Origin of the sequence: Chryseobacterium gallinarum (genome assembly GCF_001021975.1) — a bacterium.
Lineage (GTDB): Bacteria > Bacteroidota > Bacteroidia > Flavobacteriales > Weeksellaceae > Chryseobacterium > Chryseobacterium gallinarum.
Map to the genome: position 1 here is coordinate 1,011,840 of NZ_CP009928.1, position 17,752 is coordinate 1,029,591.

The 17,752-nt window shown below is 35.3% G+C and carries 17 protein-coding genes; 15 read left to right on the forward strand and 2 right to left on the reverse strand.

Annotation, left to right across the window (positions count from 1 at the left end; translation table 11 throughout):
• Positions 1 to 17: 17 nt before the first annotated feature.
• Together OK18_RS04570 and OK18_RS04575 are read left to right on the forward strand one after the other, a co-directional pair.
• Positions 18 to 2,405, forward strand: coding sequence for a M1 family metallopeptidase (locus tag OK18_RS04570; protein WP_053327249.1), 2,388 nt, complete (start codon positions 18 to 20; stop codon positions 2,403 to 2,405).
• 88 nt (positions 2,406 to 2,493) lie between these two features.
• The gene (locus tag OK18_RS04575; protein ID WP_053327250.1) at positions 2,494 to 4,371 is read left to right on the forward strand and encodes an acyltransferase family protein; all 1,878 of its coding nucleotides are present in this window, start codon (positions 2,494 to 2,496) and stop codon (positions 4,369 to 4,371) included.
• Between the two features lie 35 nt (positions 4,372 to 4,406).
• Here the strand turns inward: OK18_RS04575 and OK18_RS04580 are convergent, their stop codons facing one another.
• Both OK18_RS04580 and OK18_RS04585 read right to left on the reverse strand, forming a co-directional pair.
• Positions 4,407 to 5,105: a LytR/AlgR family response regulator transcription factor gene (locus OK18_RS04580; RefSeq protein WP_053327251.1), complete on the reverse strand. Its 699-nt coding sequence runs from the start codon at positions 5,103 to 5,105 to the stop codon at positions 4,407 to 4,409.
• Complete coding sequence (locus OK18_RS04585; RefSeq protein ID WP_053329291.1) at positions 5,098 to 6,132, reverse strand: sensor histidine kinase; 1,035 nt, start codon at positions 6,130 to 6,132, stop codon at positions 5,098 to 5,100. Before OK18_RS04585 ends, OK18_RS04580 begins: the two co-directional genes overlap by 8 nt.
• Positions 6,133 to 6,361: 229 nt before the next feature.
• Here OK18_RS04585 and OK18_RS04590 point away from each other — a divergent pair, with 229 nt between their 5' ends.
• The 13 genes from OK18_RS04590 (at position 6,362) to OK18_RS04650 (ending at position 17,414) form a co-directional block, all read left to right on the forward strand.
• Positions 6,362 to 7,054 (forward strand): DUF2490 domain-containing protein, encoded by a 693-nt coding sequence (locus tag OK18_RS04590; protein ID WP_053327252.1) that lies wholly within the window; start codon positions 6,362 to 6,364, stop codon positions 7,052 to 7,054.
• Positions 7,055 to 7,071: 17 nt separating this feature from the next.
• A complete protein-coding gene (locus tag OK18_RS04595) occupies positions 7,072 to 8,358 on the forward strand; it encodes a CitMHS family transporter (protein ID WP_053327253.1) in 1,287 nt (428 codons plus the stop codon).
• A gap of 78 nt (positions 8,359 to 8,436) precedes the next feature.
• Positions 8,437 to 9,654 (forward strand): cation:dicarboxylate symporter family transporter, encoded by a 1,218-nt coding sequence (locus tag OK18_RS04600; protein ID WP_053327254.1) that lies wholly within the window; start codon positions 8,437 to 8,439, stop codon positions 9,652 to 9,654.
• A gap of 260 nt (positions 9,655 to 9,914) precedes the next feature.
• Positions 9,915 to 10,142, forward strand: coding sequence for a hypothetical protein (locus OK18_RS21435; protein WP_053327255.1), 228 nt, complete (start codon positions 9,915 to 9,917; stop codon positions 10,140 to 10,142).
• Positions 10,143 to 10,347: 205 nt separating this feature from the next.
• Positions 10,348 to 10,482, forward strand: a complete 135-nt coding sequence (locus OK18_RS21840) for a hypothetical protein (protein ID WP_262483571.1) — start codon at positions 10,348 to 10,350, stop codon at positions 10,480 to 10,482.
• A gap of 174 nt (positions 10,483 to 10,656) precedes the next feature.
• Positions 10,657 to 10,935 carry a co-chaperone GroES gene (locus OK18_RS04615; protein WP_002976538.1) on the forward strand — a complete coding sequence of 93 codons (279 nt, stop codon included), beginning with the start codon at positions 10,657 to 10,659 and terminating at the stop codon, positions 10,933 to 10,935.
• A 57-nt stretch (positions 10,936 to 10,992) separates the two neighbouring features.
• Positions 10,993 to 11,349, forward strand: coding sequence for a four helix bundle protein (locus OK18_RS04620; RefSeq protein ID WP_050022204.1), 357 nt, complete (start codon positions 10,993 to 10,995; stop codon positions 11,347 to 11,349).
• Between the two features lie 71 nt (positions 11,350 to 11,420).
• Positions 11,421 to 13,046: a chaperonin GroEL gene (groL, locus tag OK18_RS04625; protein WP_053327256.1), complete on the forward strand. Its 1,626-nt coding sequence runs from the start codon at positions 11,421 to 11,423 to the stop codon at positions 13,044 to 13,046.
• A 186-nt stretch (positions 13,047 to 13,232) separates the two neighbouring features.
• Positions 13,233 to 13,718, forward strand: a complete 486-nt coding sequence (locus OK18_RS04630; protein ID WP_050022206.1) for a hypothetical protein — start codon at positions 13,233 to 13,235, stop codon at positions 13,716 to 13,718.
• A gap of 425 nt (positions 13,719 to 14,143) precedes the next feature.
• On the forward strand, positions 14,144 to 15,661 hold the full coding sequence (locus tag OK18_RS04635) for an ATP-binding protein (protein WP_053327257.1): 1,518 nt from the start codon (positions 14,144 to 14,146) through the stop codon (positions 15,659 to 15,661).
• A 265-nt stretch (positions 15,662 to 15,926) separates the two neighbouring features.
• Entirely contained in the window at positions 15,927 to 16,334 is a 408-nt protein-coding gene (locus OK18_RS04640; RefSeq protein WP_053327258.1) for a helix-turn-helix transcriptional regulator, read from the forward strand.
• 27 nt (positions 16,335 to 16,361) lie between these two features.
• A complete protein-coding gene (locus OK18_RS04645; protein ID WP_053327259.1) occupies positions 16,362 to 16,811 on the forward strand; it encodes a hypothetical protein in 450 nt (149 codons plus the stop codon).
• A 21-nt stretch (positions 16,812 to 16,832) separates the two neighbouring features.
• Positions 16,833 to 17,414, forward strand: coding sequence for a hypothetical protein (locus OK18_RS04650; protein WP_050022214.1), 582 nt, complete (start codon positions 16,833 to 16,835; stop codon positions 17,412 to 17,414).
• The last annotated feature ends 338 nt before the right edge of the window (positions 17,415 to 17,752 follow it).

Genomic DNA, 17,752 nt, shown 5'->3' on the forward strand with positions numbered 1-17,752 from the left:
ATTAAATCATTTCGGTTATGAAACAAAAAGTTGTCATACTTTCACTTTCCATATTTGCTTATACAGGTCTCACCGCACAAAATATCCAGAATAATCCAGGAAGCAACCACGGAAATAAATTTGAGCAACTAGGCTCTATCCTGCCAACACCCAACATTTACAGAACAGCTTCCGGAGCACCGGGACACGGTTATTGGCAAAACAGGGCTGATTATAATATCACAGCATATCTGGATGAAGACAAACGAAACCTGAAAGGATCGGAAACAGTTACCTATTATAATAATTCACCTGATGATCTGGATTATATCTGGCTTCAACTGGATGAAAATGAACATTCCAGCATCAGAAATGCAGGTTATGACACCTCAACCGTTCTTCCTGCCTCTACTACCGATCAAAAACTCAAGCTAACGGAACTTCCCGTAAAAGATAATGGCTATGGAGTTCATCTTGAAAAAGTAACGGATGCCTCAGGGGTTCCCCTGAAGTATACAGTCAATAAAACAATGATGCGCATTGATCTTCCTAAAATATTAAAAAAGGGGGAAAAATTTATCTTTAAGATAGACTGGAACTACAATATCTCCAACAGAATCAAAATGGGAGGCCGCGGAGGCTACGAAAATTTCCCTGAAGATGGGAATGATCTGTATACGATGACGCAATGGTATCCAAGAATGTGCGTATATAGTGATTTTCAGGGCTGGCAAAACCACCAGTTTACCGGAAGGGGAGAATTTGCGCTGGTCTTCGGTGACTTTAAAGTTTCAATGAATGTACCGGCCGATCATATTGTGGGTGGTACCGGAGAATGCAAAAATTATGAACAGGTTTTAACTCCTGATCAGCTATCAAGATACAAAAAAGCGGAAAATGCATCCGAGCCTGTAGAAATCGTAACCCTGGATGAGGCCAAAAAGGCAGAAAAAAACCGTTCTAAACAAAGAAAGACCTGGGTTTTCGAAGCCAATAATGTAAGAGATTTTGCATGGACTTCTTCCAGGAAGTTTGTATGGGACGGGATGCGTGTAACGATTCCTGAAAACAATAACAAGGTAATGGCCATGAGCTTTTATCCTAAAGAATCTTACGGCCTTTACCGGAAGTTCTCCACCAGGGCAGTAGCACACACCATCAAAACCTATTCAGAATTCACCATCCCTTATCCATATCCTGTGGCCCAATCTGTAGAAGCTGCTAACGGAATGGAATACCCGATGATATGCTTCAATTTCGGAAGAACGGAAAAAGACGGCACTTATTCAGAGGCTACCAAAAACGGAATGATTGGTGTAATCATTCACGAAGTAGGACATAATTTCTTTCCTATGATCATCAATTCGGATGAAAGGCAATGGGCATGGATGGACGAAGGACTGAATACCTTTACCGAATATCTTACGGAAGAAAAATGGGATAATAAGTTCCCTTCGAAAAGAGGCCCGGCCTGGACGATTGTGGATTATATGAAACTTCCGAAGGACCAGCTGGAGCCTATCATGAGCAATTCTGAAAATATTGTTCAATATGGCCCGAATGCCTATTCAAAACCTGCCACAGGATTGAACATCCTCCGTGAAACCATTATGGGCAGAGAACTTTTTGATAAAGCTTTCAAAACCTATTCAAAAAGATGGGCATTCAAACATCCTGAGCCCGCAGATCTTTTCCGTACCATGGAAGATGCCAGTGGTGAAGACCTTGACTGGTTTTGGAGAGGTTGGTTCTATGGAACAGATCCTGTGGATATTGCTATTGATAAAGTAACGGTAGCTACTCCTGATCTGGAAACCAATCCAAAGGCAGCAGCAGAAATCAAATATCAGGTTGAAAAGCCCCTTGCATCCAGCTTTGACGATATTTCAAAAATAAGAAACAGGGAAGATAAGAACATTACCTTCTATGTAGATAAGGATAAAGAAGCCCAGGATTTCTATTACAGGTATGACAGAGGACAGGAAAAAGTGGATCTGAATAAGGAGTATACCCTTAAAACGGAAGCGTCCCTTCCTTTAGATGCCAGGGATAAAGAAAAGTTTAATAATATTACTGCTTACCAAATCGATTTTGTGAATAAAGGGGGTATGATCATGCCTATTATCCTTGAATTTACTTTTGAGGACGGCTCAAAGCTGTACGACAAATCTCCGGCCCAGATCTGGAGACTGAACGAACAAAAGGTTTCAAAAACATATTATTTTGATAAGAAATTAAAGTCAATCCAGCTGGATCCAATGAGGGAAACCGCCGATATTGATACTTCAAACAACCATTGGAGCAACAACGGATCGGGTAATGAAACTTCGAAATTCCAACTCTTTAAACAAAAACAGGAAACAAACTCTGCAAGAGGTAGTTCAAACGGAAAAGTAAACCCGATGCAGGCAGCAGGAAAGAGTTAAAAATTAATTTATAAAAAGTATTCATAATCTGAATACTTTTTTTAGTTTTGCCTATCGCAGCCACAAATTGATGAAATTACCTTAAAAAATGAATACAACCTATCGCCCGGATATACAAGGATTAAGAGCTATTGCATTTTTACTTGTCTTCTTTTTTCATTTGAATAAAGACTGGCTTCCCGGAGGATTCTTGGGGGTTGATTTATTCTTTGTGATTTCTGGATTTTTAATGACCATGATTACCTTGGACGATATAGAAAAAAATAGATTTACATTTATTAATTTCTATATGAAAAGAATAAAGAGGATTACTCCTGCTTATTATGTTATGCTGTTTTTCGCTGCTTTTGTAGGAGCTTATTTATGGCAATATGCAGAAATGAAAGTTTTAAGAGAAACTATTATATCTTCTGGTCTGTTTATATCTAACCTAATATTTTCCAGAGGAAATAATTACTTCGGAGCAAAAACCAGTGAAAACCCATTGCTCCACACCTGGTCACTTTCTATAGAAATGCAATTTTACATTTTTTTACCTTTTATTATTTATTTTTTCAGAAAGCACCTTGTAAAAGTTTTTATAATAATAATTGTATTTTTTACAATTTATGCAACTTATCAGATAGAATTTCAAAACCTTAAAACTGAAATGTATTTTTCACTTTTAAGTAGAATTCCCGAGTTCTTGATCGGTGGAGTTTATGCTTTGATCTTCAAAAAGGGGATTGATATACAACGAAAATATAATACTTTACTTTCTTTTGGAAGTTTAATTATTCTTTTGATTTGCTCGGTTTTCATTACCGAAGAAAGTCATTTTCCTGGGATTTTAGCACTTATTCCTTGTATGGCGAGTGCTAATCTATTAGTTCTTAAAAACAATGCTTTATCCGATTTTTTATCAACAAAAACACTGGTTTACATTGGTGAACTCTCCTATTCTCTTTATTTATGGCATTTTCCAATAATGGCTTTTTTAAGATACAAAAATGAAAGTTATGGATTTAATGGGTTAGAAGTTATTTTCATTTCTGTTACCACATTTGTTCTGGCGTGGCTTTCTTATAACTTTATAGAAAACAAATTTCGAAAAATTACGGATGTTAAATTCTTTAAAGCATTTATTCCTTTGGGATTAATTGTTGCAGGGTTTTCATACTTTCTGTTTAGTATAACAGGATATAAAAAGATTCCGAAAGTCTATTCAATACCTTTTTTTGGATTCCAATCTCATGGTATAGACAACATTGAAAAATTTGGAGATTTAAGTAAAAATGATAGTATTGTTTTAATTGGCGATAGCCATGCTTTGATGTTGAAACCATTTCTTGATTATCTGGGGAAGGAAAATCATTTTTCTTATAAAACATTAACGTGTGATGCATATCCTGCAATAGAAGGGATAAAAGAAAGTGAAATATCTAAGGAAGGGCTTAAACATTATAGAGATGTCATGAAATTAGTGAAGCCAACAAAACAATTAATTGAAAGTGGCAATATCATCCTTATAAATAGTTATTCTTTTGTTAGGAATGAAAATAATAATGAGACCTATAATAAAAGTATTAGCAATATTCCGTCTTTACAATTCGCTTTAGAAAAGCTGATTAATAGTTTAAGAAAAAATCAAAAAATAATTCTTTTAAATACATTCCCTGTTGTTTTGGATAAAAACCCATTAAAATTAAATAATGGATTTATCAAAAATAATGATTATAAATTCAAAAAAACGTGTTTAAATAATAACAATAAAAGTTATTTAGAAAATCTAGCTAATAAATACAAAAATGTTTATTTCTATGACATAAGCAAAAGTAAGATTTTCCAAACGGCACCTTACATTAATGATACGATTGCCTATTATAATGGGGGGCACATTAATACATTTGCTTCAATAAAACTTGCAAAAGATTTAGATAAGGACTTTATGGACTTTTTCAGAAAAGTTGAAAGAGAAAAAAATTGACTTTAATTATAAAAGCCGGAAAATTCCGGCGTTTTTTATCCCAAATGTTCTCTTAAAGTCTTTTTATATGTTCTCCCCAGCGGAAGCTGTTCTCCGTTTTTCAGATAAACACTTCCGGAATCATAAGAGTTGATATGTTCTGATAATACAATATATGATTTATGGATTCTGATAAAACCAAAATCATGAAACTTCTCTTCAAAATTAGACATCCTTTCAAGGATCATATATTTTTTGAGTGGAGTCATCAGCATAATATATTCCCCGAACCCCTGTATCCATAAAATGTCTTTCAGAAAAACCTTGTTCATCACATAATTGGATTTGAACATAATATAATCTTCCTGGTATCGATTATTGACTGAATTCTTAAACTGTAAAAAATCTTTTGCTTTATTAACGGCCTTTTTAAAAGTGTCAAAGTCTACAGGTTTCACCAGGTAATGGACAACATCAAGTTCAAAGGCTTTTACGGCATACTTTGATTCCAATGTAAGAAAAATACATAACGGCCGGTCGGGAAGCTGCTGTAAAAGTTCTACTCCATTTATCCTTGGCATATTGATGTCAAAAATTACCAGATCCACCTGATGGGTTTTAAGAAAATCCAATGCTTCTTCCGGATTCTGAAATGAAGCCAGCAGCTCAACATCTTGAATCTGCTCACAATATTGTTTTACCAACTGTAATGCAGGGTATTCATCGTCAACATTAACGACAGTCAGATTAGCCATTCATATTAATTTTTAAAGCAATTTTATAATAATCATTTCCTTCCGGTCCGGAATGGAAGTCATATCTACCGGAATAGTATTTCTCTAAGATATGGATAATTGCTTCATTTCCCAATCCCTGATACCCTGTTTCAGCAAAATTCGCTCTATATTTCCCTACGGAATTGATAATTTCAAACAATAATTCCGAATGCTCCATTCTACAAGACAATCTGATAAAACTATGCTCCTCTTCCCCTATTGCAGAGTGTTTTAAGGCATTTTCAAATAAGGTGAGAAGTATGGAAGAGGGAATTTCAACAATATCAAAATCTTCCTGATCCTGGATATCAAAGGTAATATCTAGCCGGTTATTATACTTCAACTGGTATAAAGCAGCCAGTGCCTTCAATGAAGAAAACTCCTGTGTGACACCTATTTTTTCTTTTCCGCTATCATAAATAATGTATTGCAAAAGCTTACTCAGTTGTAAAATGGAATCAGAGGTTTTCTCTGAGGAAGTAAAACTATTGGCATACATATTATTAAGGGTATTCAGCAGAAAATGGGGATTCAGTTTCGATTTCAGAAGATCAAGATACAGCTGGTCCTTCTCTTCTCCCAGTTCTTTAAAATCCTGTTCAATCAGGAATTTATCCTTTGTAATCCCAAGAAATGAAGCGACAAGAATTACAATTCCCTGGGCGGTATAGACGTTGTATAAAAATTTTGTGTTGGATAGCGTCTCATTAAATCTCATATTAAATACTGCCGGCTCCAGTAGAATTCTAAAAAGGCTCGACACGAGAAAGCAGATAAAAGCAAATAAAATAAACTCAGGGTATTTATTGGAAAGATAAAAGCGGGGAACGAGATAAAAGTACACCAGATAATAAATCCCGACATTGAAAATGATCACAAATAATACCGACCATATGAGCTCCGGTACATCTAAAAAGTAATTTTCGGTAAAAAAAGTGATGATTAAAAAGAATAAAAAGAACAAAGCGTGCTGAAAGTTCAGCAGAAATCCCCAGTGATATTCCATCAGCCTTTTCAAAATCCTACCGTTAAGTAAAATTCTGAAAACCAACAATATAAATATAATATTGATAATAAAAAACATCTAAAATATCCAATTTTCAATCTTTCAAATATAAGGCCTTTTTTATCCGGGATTGCAGTTCACTGATAAAAACTGTCATTGATTGAAAAATAAATTCACGGCCCCTTCTTATAAATATATTTGAATCAGCAGGATATTAATTCAGTCTTACATGAAAATTAAATTATCGTTAATCACCTTTTTATTACTGGGTTTTGGCCAGATGATCTGTGCCCAAAGCCGCGACAATTACAATATGTGGTTCCAGTATCTTATGTCTGCAAAACTTACGGATAAAAGCACCTTAACCGCACTTTCCCAGTACCGGTCTTTTGATCTTGCCTATGATACAAGACTTTTCCTGGTCTCTGCCTATGTTGATTATGAAGTTGCCAATGAGGTAAAACCTGCCCTGGGAATGATGTTTCTTATTCTGGATTCATATAAGTCTGACAATACCAAAAGAGAAAGATATGAGAAAAGACCTTTCCAGCAAGTAAGTCTGGGGGGCAATATCGGAAGAACCTCCATCTCCCACCGTTTCCGTGTAGAAGAGCGGTTTATAAGCAACCCTGATGAGTTTATTGTAAGGCTGCGATACCTTATTTCTTTAAGAATTCCATTCAATAAAGCCGGGGAAAAAGAAAAATTCTATGGGATTCTGAAAAATGAAATAAGGATGAACGTTGTGAAAGATGAACCATTTGACAGCAACCGTTTAACAGCCGGTGTCGGGATAAAAACCGGAAAAAATTCAGCTGTGGAAATCGCTTTTATTAACCAGCTGGAAACAGGATCCACAAGTAATTATGCCTATATCGGCTACAGAAATAGTTTCGACTGGAGAAAAAATAAAAATAAATAACCTCAATACATCCACTTATGCTTACACTCCTTGGATTTCTGATGATCATCATTTTTATGGTGCTTATCATGAACAAAAAAATGACTCCGCTTACTGCCTTAGTGATTATTCCCGTAGCTATAGCATTAGTTGCAGGCTTTGGTCCTCATCTGGGAGAAATGATGAAAAACGGAGTAAAGGAAATTGCCCTTACCGGGGTTATGCTCATCTTTGCTATTCTTTATTTCAGCTTAATGATAGATACCGGGCTTTTTGAGCCCCTGGTAAATCTCATCTTAAAGGCTGTAGGCGACAACCCTGTAAAAACGACTATCGGAACCGCTATTCTCACCACTTTGGTCTCCCTGGATGGTGACGGTTCCTCTACTTATATTATTGTTGTGGCTGCCATGCTTCCCCTATATAAAAAACAGGGCATGAACCCGCTTACCCTTACCTGTATTATCATGCTGGCCGGGGGGATTATGAATATATTGCCCTGGGGCGGCCCTACCGCGCGGGTAATGAGCTCTCTGAAACTGGGTCACACAGAGATTTTCGTCCCTATGATTCCTATTATGGCATTAGGAATTGCGTGGGTGATATTCGTTGCTTATATCTTAGGAAGAAAAGAAAAAAAAAGGATTGCCAAATATGGGAAATACACCCAATACAGCGCGAGCGATATTGCCGGAGAATCGGATCCGAAACTTTTGCGTCCAAAGCTGATCTGGATCAATCTTATTTTGACACTCATCCTCCTGACCGTCATGATACTTGATATCGTTCCTTTGGGAATCGCGTTTATGATTGCATTTTGTATCGCATCTGTTATCAACTATCCCAAGCTGAAAGATCAGCAAAAAATCATTTCAAAACATGCCGGAAACGCCCTTTCCGTGGCGGGGATGATTTTCGGAGCCGGAATTTTTACGGGAATACTCAACGGCACAGGTATCATGCAGGCTATGGGAAATAGTATGATCGAAGTTGTACCGAAGAGCTGGGGTGGCTATCTTAATATCATTACAGCTGTTTTCAGTGTTCCGCTTACGTTTTTTCTTACCAATGATGCTTATTATTTTGGAATATTGCCCATCATCGAAGCCACGGGCCATCAATTGGGTATTGCCCCGGAAATATTGGGAAGAGCAAGTCTTGTAGGGCAGGCTTCACATTTGCTGAGCCCACTCGTTCCTTCTACTTATCTTTTGGTATCACTGGCCGGTGTGGAATATTCAGATCATTTGAAATATACGTTGAAGTGGGCAATAGGGTCATCCATTATTATGCTTGCCGGAGCATTGCTTCTTGGAACGATATGATAATTTGAGGAATAATTATTATCTTCAACTAAAAATATAATCAGCCTAATTTTTTGTAAAGACAGCTTATTCTTCCAGATGAATTTCTTACCTCAGAAAACATTCACCGGCAAATATCTGAAAAATCTTACATTGTATGTGTTTACAGCAATCGTAGGCGGGGTATTGGCAGGACATTACGCTCCTGGAGAAAGTATAAAACTCGGAGTGGTGAGCCGGTATTTCTTTATGATTCTGGAAGCTTTTATCCTGCCTGTCATTTTTATGGCGATCATATACGGAATCTGCCAGCTTTCTGAGATTAAAAACGCAAGTAATATTGTGTGGCAGACCATCCTGTATTTTTTAACAGTAGGTTCCATCGCCATCATCCTGGGCATTGTTTTTGGCTCCATTATGCAGCCTGGCTCTGATACAGGCATTGATATTTCCTATATAAACACTACCCTTCCAAAAAACTTTGAAATCGAAAACGGTGATTTATCCACTCTCCTGTATCTCAACAGGCATGGCATCTTTCTTTTAATTTCTATCCTGACAGGTATTATCATGAACCTTTCTTCCAAAAAAGAAAAATTTCTGAATCTATTGGAACGGGGCACCAGTATTTTTTATACGGTCATTAAATACCTCTATTTCATTCTTCCTCTTATCATTTTCTGTAACATTGCCTATGGAATTGCCGTATATGGCATCAATACTCTTTTACCTTTGAGCAAAGTGGTCGCTACGGTCTATCTTGCAGACATTGTCTTTATTTTTGGAATTCTAGGCCTTATCTCTTATGGATTTGGATTTAATCTCTGGACATTTTTACTGGGGATCAAGGAAGAAATCATTCTTGTTATTACTACTTCATCTTCCAAAACGGCTTTCCCTTTAATTTTTGAAAAAATGGAATCTGAGGGGTATAGCAGAAAGATTTTAAGGTTTATTATTCCGTTAGGGTATAACTTTAATCTTGCAGGAGCCTGTATCTATATTTCAGTAACCTGTTGTTTTCTTATTCAGTTTTATAATATTTCTTTGGGCTTTAATGATTACCTGTGGCTTTTTATTATTATTTCCGTTACTTCAAAAACGGCTTCCGGTGTACCGGGCTCAGGATTTTTAGCTCTGATATTTACATTGAACAGGTTCGGAAAGATCCCGTTAACGGATATTGCACTCCTTTATAGCGTAGACCGCTTTATGAATGAGGCCAGATCGGTAACCAATTTTATTGGTATTGCAGTTTCAGGAGCTATTATTTCTAAAATAAACCAGCATCAGAAAGACGAAATTCCCTCTGCTTAATTGAGTTTCACTTTTATTCAATTCCTCCTGTTTAATAATGTCACTTTTTAAAGTAATAAAGCCTCTGCTACAATATATTAATACCGAAACAAGAAGAAATTGTCAGGTTAATTATGGATATTGCTGAAAAAAATGTTTCCGGAAATCTCTTCATAAAAAGCAGATCTTCAAAAATACCAATACCCTATGCCTGTCTACAAACAACATAACATCCTGGAGTTAAAACACTTACTTTTAAACAACAATAAAAAGTATTACATATGAAAAATGCAAAACTATTAAACAGGGAGCCATCTGTGGAGGAATTGTTACAGCCAGAATCAAATGTTGCGAAAAGGACAGAAATGGCAATTGTATTTTATGGATCGGACCGGGGCAATATTGTCCATAGCCCGGCTTATATAACAGTAATAAAGTCGGACATTTCCGGCTTATTCTTTTCATACTGGAATTATATTAAAATACAAATTATAAAGAAAGAAATATAAAACCAGCACAATCCTCTCCACAAAACGCTTTCAAAAAAAAGCACCTATCACTTAACAACCAGTAAATTACATTTAAAAAAAACAGTTAAAATATATCACATTTAAAGGAAAAAATATTATCTTTGATTTACTTTTAAACACCAAATGTCAAAAACCTGATTGACTTATCATGCTCAGGATGTAGAACAAACTAAAATGATTACCTATGAAAAACGCTAAATTATTAAGCAGAGATGCCCAGAAATCAATCAACGGCGGGGCCGCAGGACGCTATTGCTGTGAGTACAATTACAAAGGACAATGCATCCTTTGGATCGGGCCGGGACAATATTGCCCATAGTAAGAGACAACTCATACAGTTAGATAAAAAGCCGGAAAAATTTCCGGCTTTGTTTTTTATTTTTCTGCCAAATTTTCACATCCCCAATAAAAAATCTGCCATTTCATCCATTGGCAGCTGATGGCATACATTTAGAGAATTACAAGACAGAAATAATTAAAAAATAAATATATTATGTCAGTAAACTTTAAACCATTGGCAGACAGAGTTCTGGTAGAGCCAATCGCAGCAGAAACTAAAACAGCTTCAGGTATTATTATCCCGGATACTGCAAAGGAAAAGCCGCAAGAAGGTACTGTAGTGGCAGTAGGTCCTGGAAAAAAAGATGAGCCTACAACTGTTCAGGTAGGTGACAAAGTTCTTTATGGAAAATACTCAGGTTCTGAATTGAAGTTAGAAGGGAAAGATTATTTAATCGTAAGAGAAGCTGACTTATTGGGAATCATCGGGTAAAAGCTTCTGGCTATTGGCTTCTGGCAAATGGCTTTTTTTCTACATAGAAATTAATTGATGAGAGATTTTAAAAAATTCGAAGTTTGGCAATTAAGTCATCAACTGACTTTAAAAATTTATACTTCAACCAAAAATTTTCCGAAAGAAGAAATTTTTGGGCTTACCTCTCAAATCAGAAGATCATTTGCATCTATTGGATATAATATTTCAGAAGGAAGTGGTAGAAATTCAGATAAAGAATTTGCCAATTTCATTAATATTGCTCTGGGATCATCCAATGAAGCTGAGAACCAATTAATTCTTGCGAAAGACTTAGGATACATTCATGAAATTGATTACCAAAATCTTTTGGAAGAGTTGACCATACTAAAAAAGAAGCTTGTAACTCTATGGAACAAGCTCAATGGAAATTAAAAAAATAAAATTAAACTAACGACTTGTAAAAGCCAAAAGCTAACAGCAAGTCGCCAAAAGCTTAAAAAATTATGGCAAAAGAAATAAAATTCGATATTGAATCAAGAGACGCTCTAAAAAGAGGTGTAGATGCATTGGCTAATGCAGTAAAAGTAACTTTAGGTCCTAAGGGAAGAAATGTGGTAATCGAAAAATCTTTCGGTGCTCCGCACGTAACTAAGGATGGTGTTTCTGTAGCTAAAGAAATCGAACTTGAAGATAAGGTAGAAAACATGGGAGCTCAGATGGTAAAAGAAGTAGCTTCCAAAACCAACGATATCGCAGGAGACGGTACTACTACCGCTACTGTATTGGCACAGGCTATCGTAAGAGAAGGTCTTAAAAACGTAGCAGCAGGTGCTAACCCGATGGATCTTAAAAGAGGGATCGACAAAGCGGTAACTGCTGTTGTGGAAAACCTTAAATCCCAGTCTCAGGAGGTTGGGGATTCTTCAGAAAAAATCAAGCAGGTTGCTTCTATCTCTGCTAATAATGACGATACGATCGGTTCTTTAATCGCTGAGGCTTTCGGAAAAGTTGGTAAAGAAGGAGTAATCACTGTAGAAGAAGCTAAAGGTACTGATACAACAGTAGATGTTGTAGAAGGTATGCAGTTCGACAGAGGATACCAGTCACCTTACTTCGTGACAAACCCTGAAAAAATGTTAGCTGAGCTTGAAAACCCATATATCCTTTTAGTAGAGAAGAAAATCTCTTCAATGAAAGAATTGTTACCGGTTCTTGAGCCAATTGCACAAGGTGGTAAGTCTTTATTAATCATCTCTGAAGAAGTTGAAGGGGAAGCTTTAGCTACTTTAGTAGTAAACAAACTTAGAGGTTCTCTTAAAATTGCTGCTGTGAAAGCTCCTGGATTTGGAGACAGAAGAAAAGCAATGTTAGAAGATATCGCAATCCTTACAGGTGGACAGGTGATCTCTGAAGAGCAAGGTTTCACTATGGAAAACATCTCTTTGGATATGCTTGGAACTGCTGAGAAAGTAACCATCGACAAAGACAACACAACAATCGTAAACGGTGGTGGTGATGAAGCGAAAATCAAAGGAAGAGTAGCTCAGATCAAAGCCCAGATGGAAACTACAACTTCTGATTACGACAGAGAGAAACTTCAGGAAAGATTAGCTAAGTTAGCGGGTGGTGTTGCTGTATTGTACGTAGGTGCTGCTTCTGAAGTAGAAATGAAAGAGAAAAAAGACAGAGTTGATGATGCATTACACGCTACAAGAGCTGCCGTTGAAGAAGGTATCGTAGCAGGTGGTGGTGTTGCTTTAGTAAGAGCCATCTCTTCATTAAACGAGCTTTCAGGGGCTAACGCTGACGAAACTACAGGGATCAAAATCGTGAAAAGAGCCATCGAAGAGCCATTAAGACAAATCGTTGCCAACGCAGGTGGTGAAGGTTCTGTAATCGTTGCTAAAGTAGCAGAAGGAAACGGAGACTTCGGATACAACGCTAAAACAGACGAGTACGTTCACATGCTTGAAGCTGGTATCATTGACCCAACTAAAGTAACAAGAGTTGCCCTTGAAAATGCAGCTTCTGTATCTGGAATGCTTTTAACCACTGAATGTGTTATCACTGAAGTGAAAAAAGACGAACCAACTATGCCAATGGGTGGTGGAATGCCAGGAATGATGTAACAGCGTAAGCTAAGACAAATTAATATACTAACCGTTCTGCTTTTGTGGGACGGTTTTTTTTTATAATATCTCCTCAGATTTATAATTTTTATATGTCTACCCAAATGTTAATAATAAAACAAATATTGGTAATTTATATGAGTGTAATGAGTAAATTTGGACATTAGGAAACATTGTAATAAGCATATGGGATTTCAATCAATTGTACACGGAAGAATAGTTATAGAAAATAATCTTGACAAAGTAAGAGAAATTATTCAAAATCTAGGAAATGATGAATGGATGCTTAGGACTGAAATGTTCGGGCTTGGTATCTCAGATCAAACTTACTACGAAGATCCTGTCATTTCATTTGGAGCAACATATAAACAAATCGAGTATTATTGGGCAGAATTTATTTTAGAATTTGAAAATATTTTACGCCAAATTGACTTTGATACAGCAAAAATTCAATTGGAAACCGAAATAATGGGAACTTATAATTTTTTTTGGAAGTCAAAAAAAGATAAAACAAGTTACGAAAAAGAGGCTAAAATGATTGAGACTGAAGAATGGTTTTTTGGATTTGGAAACCGAGATAGATGGGGTCTTTTGGAAACTGATTTACTTGAAGAAGAAATTTTTACAATAGATGATTTTAAATATCCAATTATAGACAATAGCTCTCAATAAGTATTCCTCCCCTTCCAAAAACAATTCTTGCTTAATGATATAAGGAAAGACCATTCGAAGATAAGGTTTATTTTCATAATAGATCAACAGTGAAATATTTGGAGATAAAATGATGAATGCATTATCACTGAAGCGAAAAAAGACGAACCAGCTATGCCAATGGGTGGCGGAATGCCGGGAATGATGTAACAACGTTTCATTGAGACAAATTAATATATAAACCGTTCTGCTTTTGTAGGGCGGTTTTTTTGTGAAATATGGTTTTCCGTAAGGGAATACTTTTTTTATATTTTAACTTAGCAAAGTAACAAATCTTTTTTCAAGAAGCAGATTATTATAAATAAATGTATAATTCTTCATTTGTTTTATAGTAAAGTTTCGTAAATTTATAAATTAGCAAAATCACTATAACCATACTAAATTAAATGGAAATCTTAACATTAAAAGAAAGAGTTAAAAATATATTAAGCTTAGGAGAGTCACATTTTAGAGAATTTAAATCAGCCTATCAAGGTCCAAATGGTAATAAAGTAGCAGGATCTATTAAAGAACTAAATAAATATATTGCTGAAGCATTGGTAGCTTTTGCAAATGCGGATGGTGGCGTTATATTAATTGGTGTAGAAGATAATGGTTATGTAACTGGATTGCCTTTTAATGAAAAGGAAGTAAGTGCATTATTAAATGGTTACAAATCTTATATACATAGAGATTCAAAATTACCAATCGAAAATGAAGTAAAGCTGGATAATATTCATGGAAAGACTATATTATTTTTTTCTGTATCAAAGGGTATGGATGATATTTTTCAATTATCCGATGGAAGATGTGTTTGTAGAAAAGATAAAGAAACTATACCTATTAGTTTTAATAAAATTCAGTTTGAAAGAAATGAGGTAAAATCAAGAGCTTATGATAGGGAGTTCTGTTATGATGCAACTGTCAATGATCTCGATGTAACACTTATTCAAAGTATTTCTAATTCATACATTGCTGGTCTTAGCGTTGAATATTATCTCCAACAAACAGGTTTGGCAGAATTTGAAGTTAGCTCATTAAAACTACGTAGAGCAGCACTGCTATTATTTGCAAAAGATATAACAAAATGGCACACTAGATGTCAAATAAGAATTTTACAAATCGCAGGTAATGACTTAAAAAGTGGAAAAGACTACAATGTTGTCAATGATGAGATTGTTACGGGAAATATTTTTTATTTGTTAACTACTGCTTGGGAAAAATTGAGACCTTTTCTTGCTTACAAAACAGAATTTGGAGCAGAAGCAAAATTTGAACAAAAATTTATTTATCCTGAGGAAGCCGTTCGTGAAGCCTTAGTAAATGCAATTACTCATAGAGATTATACAATTCAAAATGGAATTGATATTTTTATTTTTAATGACAGATTAGAAATTAAGAGCCCGGGATTATTGCTTTCAACAATAAACATTGAAGATTTAAAAAAACTTCAAGGACATCACGAGTCAAGAAATACTTTAACAGCTAGAGTTCTTCGCGAAAATAAAATTGTACGAGAATTAGGAGAAGGGATGAAGAGAATATTTACCTTACTGCATTCTCAAGAAATGGATAAGCCTGAACTATTAAATCAAAACAGTTCATTTTCTATAATTTTAAATAATAAATCTATTTTTAGTGCATCAGAAGAAGCATACCTTAATATGTTTAAGAATTATGAGATAAGCCCCTTACAAAAAAGAATAATTATTTTAGGAATAAAATCAACCGAAATAAGTCCTTCTGATATTTATAAAGCTATGAATACTACAGATAGAGATACATATGATAAAGAAGTAACTTCTTTACGAAGACTAGGAATTTTGAAAGAAATTAGAACAAATAGTACTGCTACAATTTTATCTAGAAAAACTAAAATAAGTAAACAAAAAATTGGTAGATATAAAATACAAAACCCTAAGTAATTACTAACTCTTCAAAGTTAGACTAGCTCTTTAAAACAAGCTCCGAAGTCATTAAACTTCGGAGCTTATTTATTTATCTAGTTCAGAATAATATTCTTCAAAACAATATCAAATACCCCGCCGCAAATTCTTCCGACTTTAGAACAAAACAAAATCCGAAGTTCCCACTTCGGATTCTTTATATCCCACCATCTAAAATACCCCCACTCTCCCATTTCCTATCCCCCAACTTTTACTTATATTTGTTTCTATAACGTACACAAATATGCAAAACAAAAAAATACATCAGGGGAGAAATATCAAGCGTTTTCGTGAAATGCTGGGTATAAAGCAGGAAGCTTTAGCTTTTGATCTTGGTGAAGACTGGAACCAGAAGAAAGTTTCACTTTTGGAGCAGAAAGAAACTATTGAAGATCCTTTGTTGAAAAAGATTTCCGAAGTGTTGAAAATTCCGGTGGAAGCTTTCCAGAATTTTGATGAAGAACAGGCTATCAATATTATATCTAATACTTTCGATAACTGTCAGCAACCGGCATCTATTTTCTATAATTCTACACTTAATCCTGTAGATCAATTAATCAAGGTACACGAAGAAAAAATTGCGCTGTACGAAAGAATGCTGAAAGAAAAAGAGGAAATGATGGCCAGGCTGGAGCAGCTGATTCAGAAATAAAAAAACAAAACTAATAACCAACCCTTCATGAAACTCTATACTTTCATAGCAGTACTCCTTTTGCTATCCTTCAGTTGTGCAAAAAAAGACCAATACAGTGTTGGCCAGCAATGGAACTACAAAACCCGTCCTACCGAAAAAAGCTCTACCCTTACCATATTGAAGGTTGAAGAATATCCTGAAACCGGAAAAGTGATTCATATTTCTGTCAGCGGTTTGAAAATGAAAAACCCCGCCAGCCCTACTGGGTATGCAGAAAACCTCAGCCACCTTCCCCTATCAGAAGAAGCTTTGAACAAAAGTGTCACCACCCTGAAAAACGAAACCAGTAAAAAGCCGGATTCTCTTGAACTCGATGGATATTCTTACTGGAAAAAAGAGTTTGATAAAGGAAATGCCGGAATATTTACCATTCCCGTTTCTGAGATTATAAGCTCCATGGAAAAATCTATTGTTGCAGGGGATTATACCAAGTAAAAACATTGTATATTTTCATCTATGAAGAACTTTAAATTGCTATTATTTTGTCTTGTACTTTTATTTTCCTGTAGTAAGAAAAATAGTGATAACACAACTGAAAAACCTAAACCCGTTCTGATAAAAATAGGATACTATCCTACGTTTCATCTTCCTGCTGAAACCATCTTAAATTTCACTGACGAGTATTTGATTTTTTACAGCCCTGTTTCTTATAATCCACCTCTGCCTCCATCACAGGAAAATGGAGAAAAATGGAGTGAAGAAGAAGAAAAACAACATCTGGAATACCTCAATGAAAGGCCGGAACTGCAACCTTTTAAAATTAAGCTGTCAAAAAATGATATTGAAAGAATTCAAAGAATATCAGACTCCTTTACATCAGAAGATTTTAATGATAAAGATTTAAAACCCGCAATGGATGGGATGTCAACAAACATTATTATTGTATACTCCAATGGAAAATTAGTTCAAATCAACCCTATGAACGCTCCCAATGAAAAGCAAAGAGCATTATATGGAGAGATTTTAGATGTCCTCATTGAAAAGAATACCAATAAGAATGATGCTGTTATTTTACAGAAAATAAAAGGATATCACTGATTGTTAGCTCCATTCTCCCAATTTCCCTGCTGCGTAAAGTCTCCTGACTTTGAGCTAATAAATAATCCAAAGTCAGGAGTCTTCGGATAGCAAAATTACCCTTGTTTACCCAACTACCACCACAAATGATTCAATAAACAAAAGCCAGAAAATTAGCATATTAGTAAAATACAGAGGATGAATGAAGCGGTCTTGTTTTTAGAAAAAAAACTTTATCATCTGGTAAAAGCAGAGAATCCTCTCCAACTTTTTCCTATCTTTAAACCATGATATTCAATTAAAGTCCGGTATTAAAAATAAACCTGAATCACTGAAAGAATAAGATAAAACCAAACACT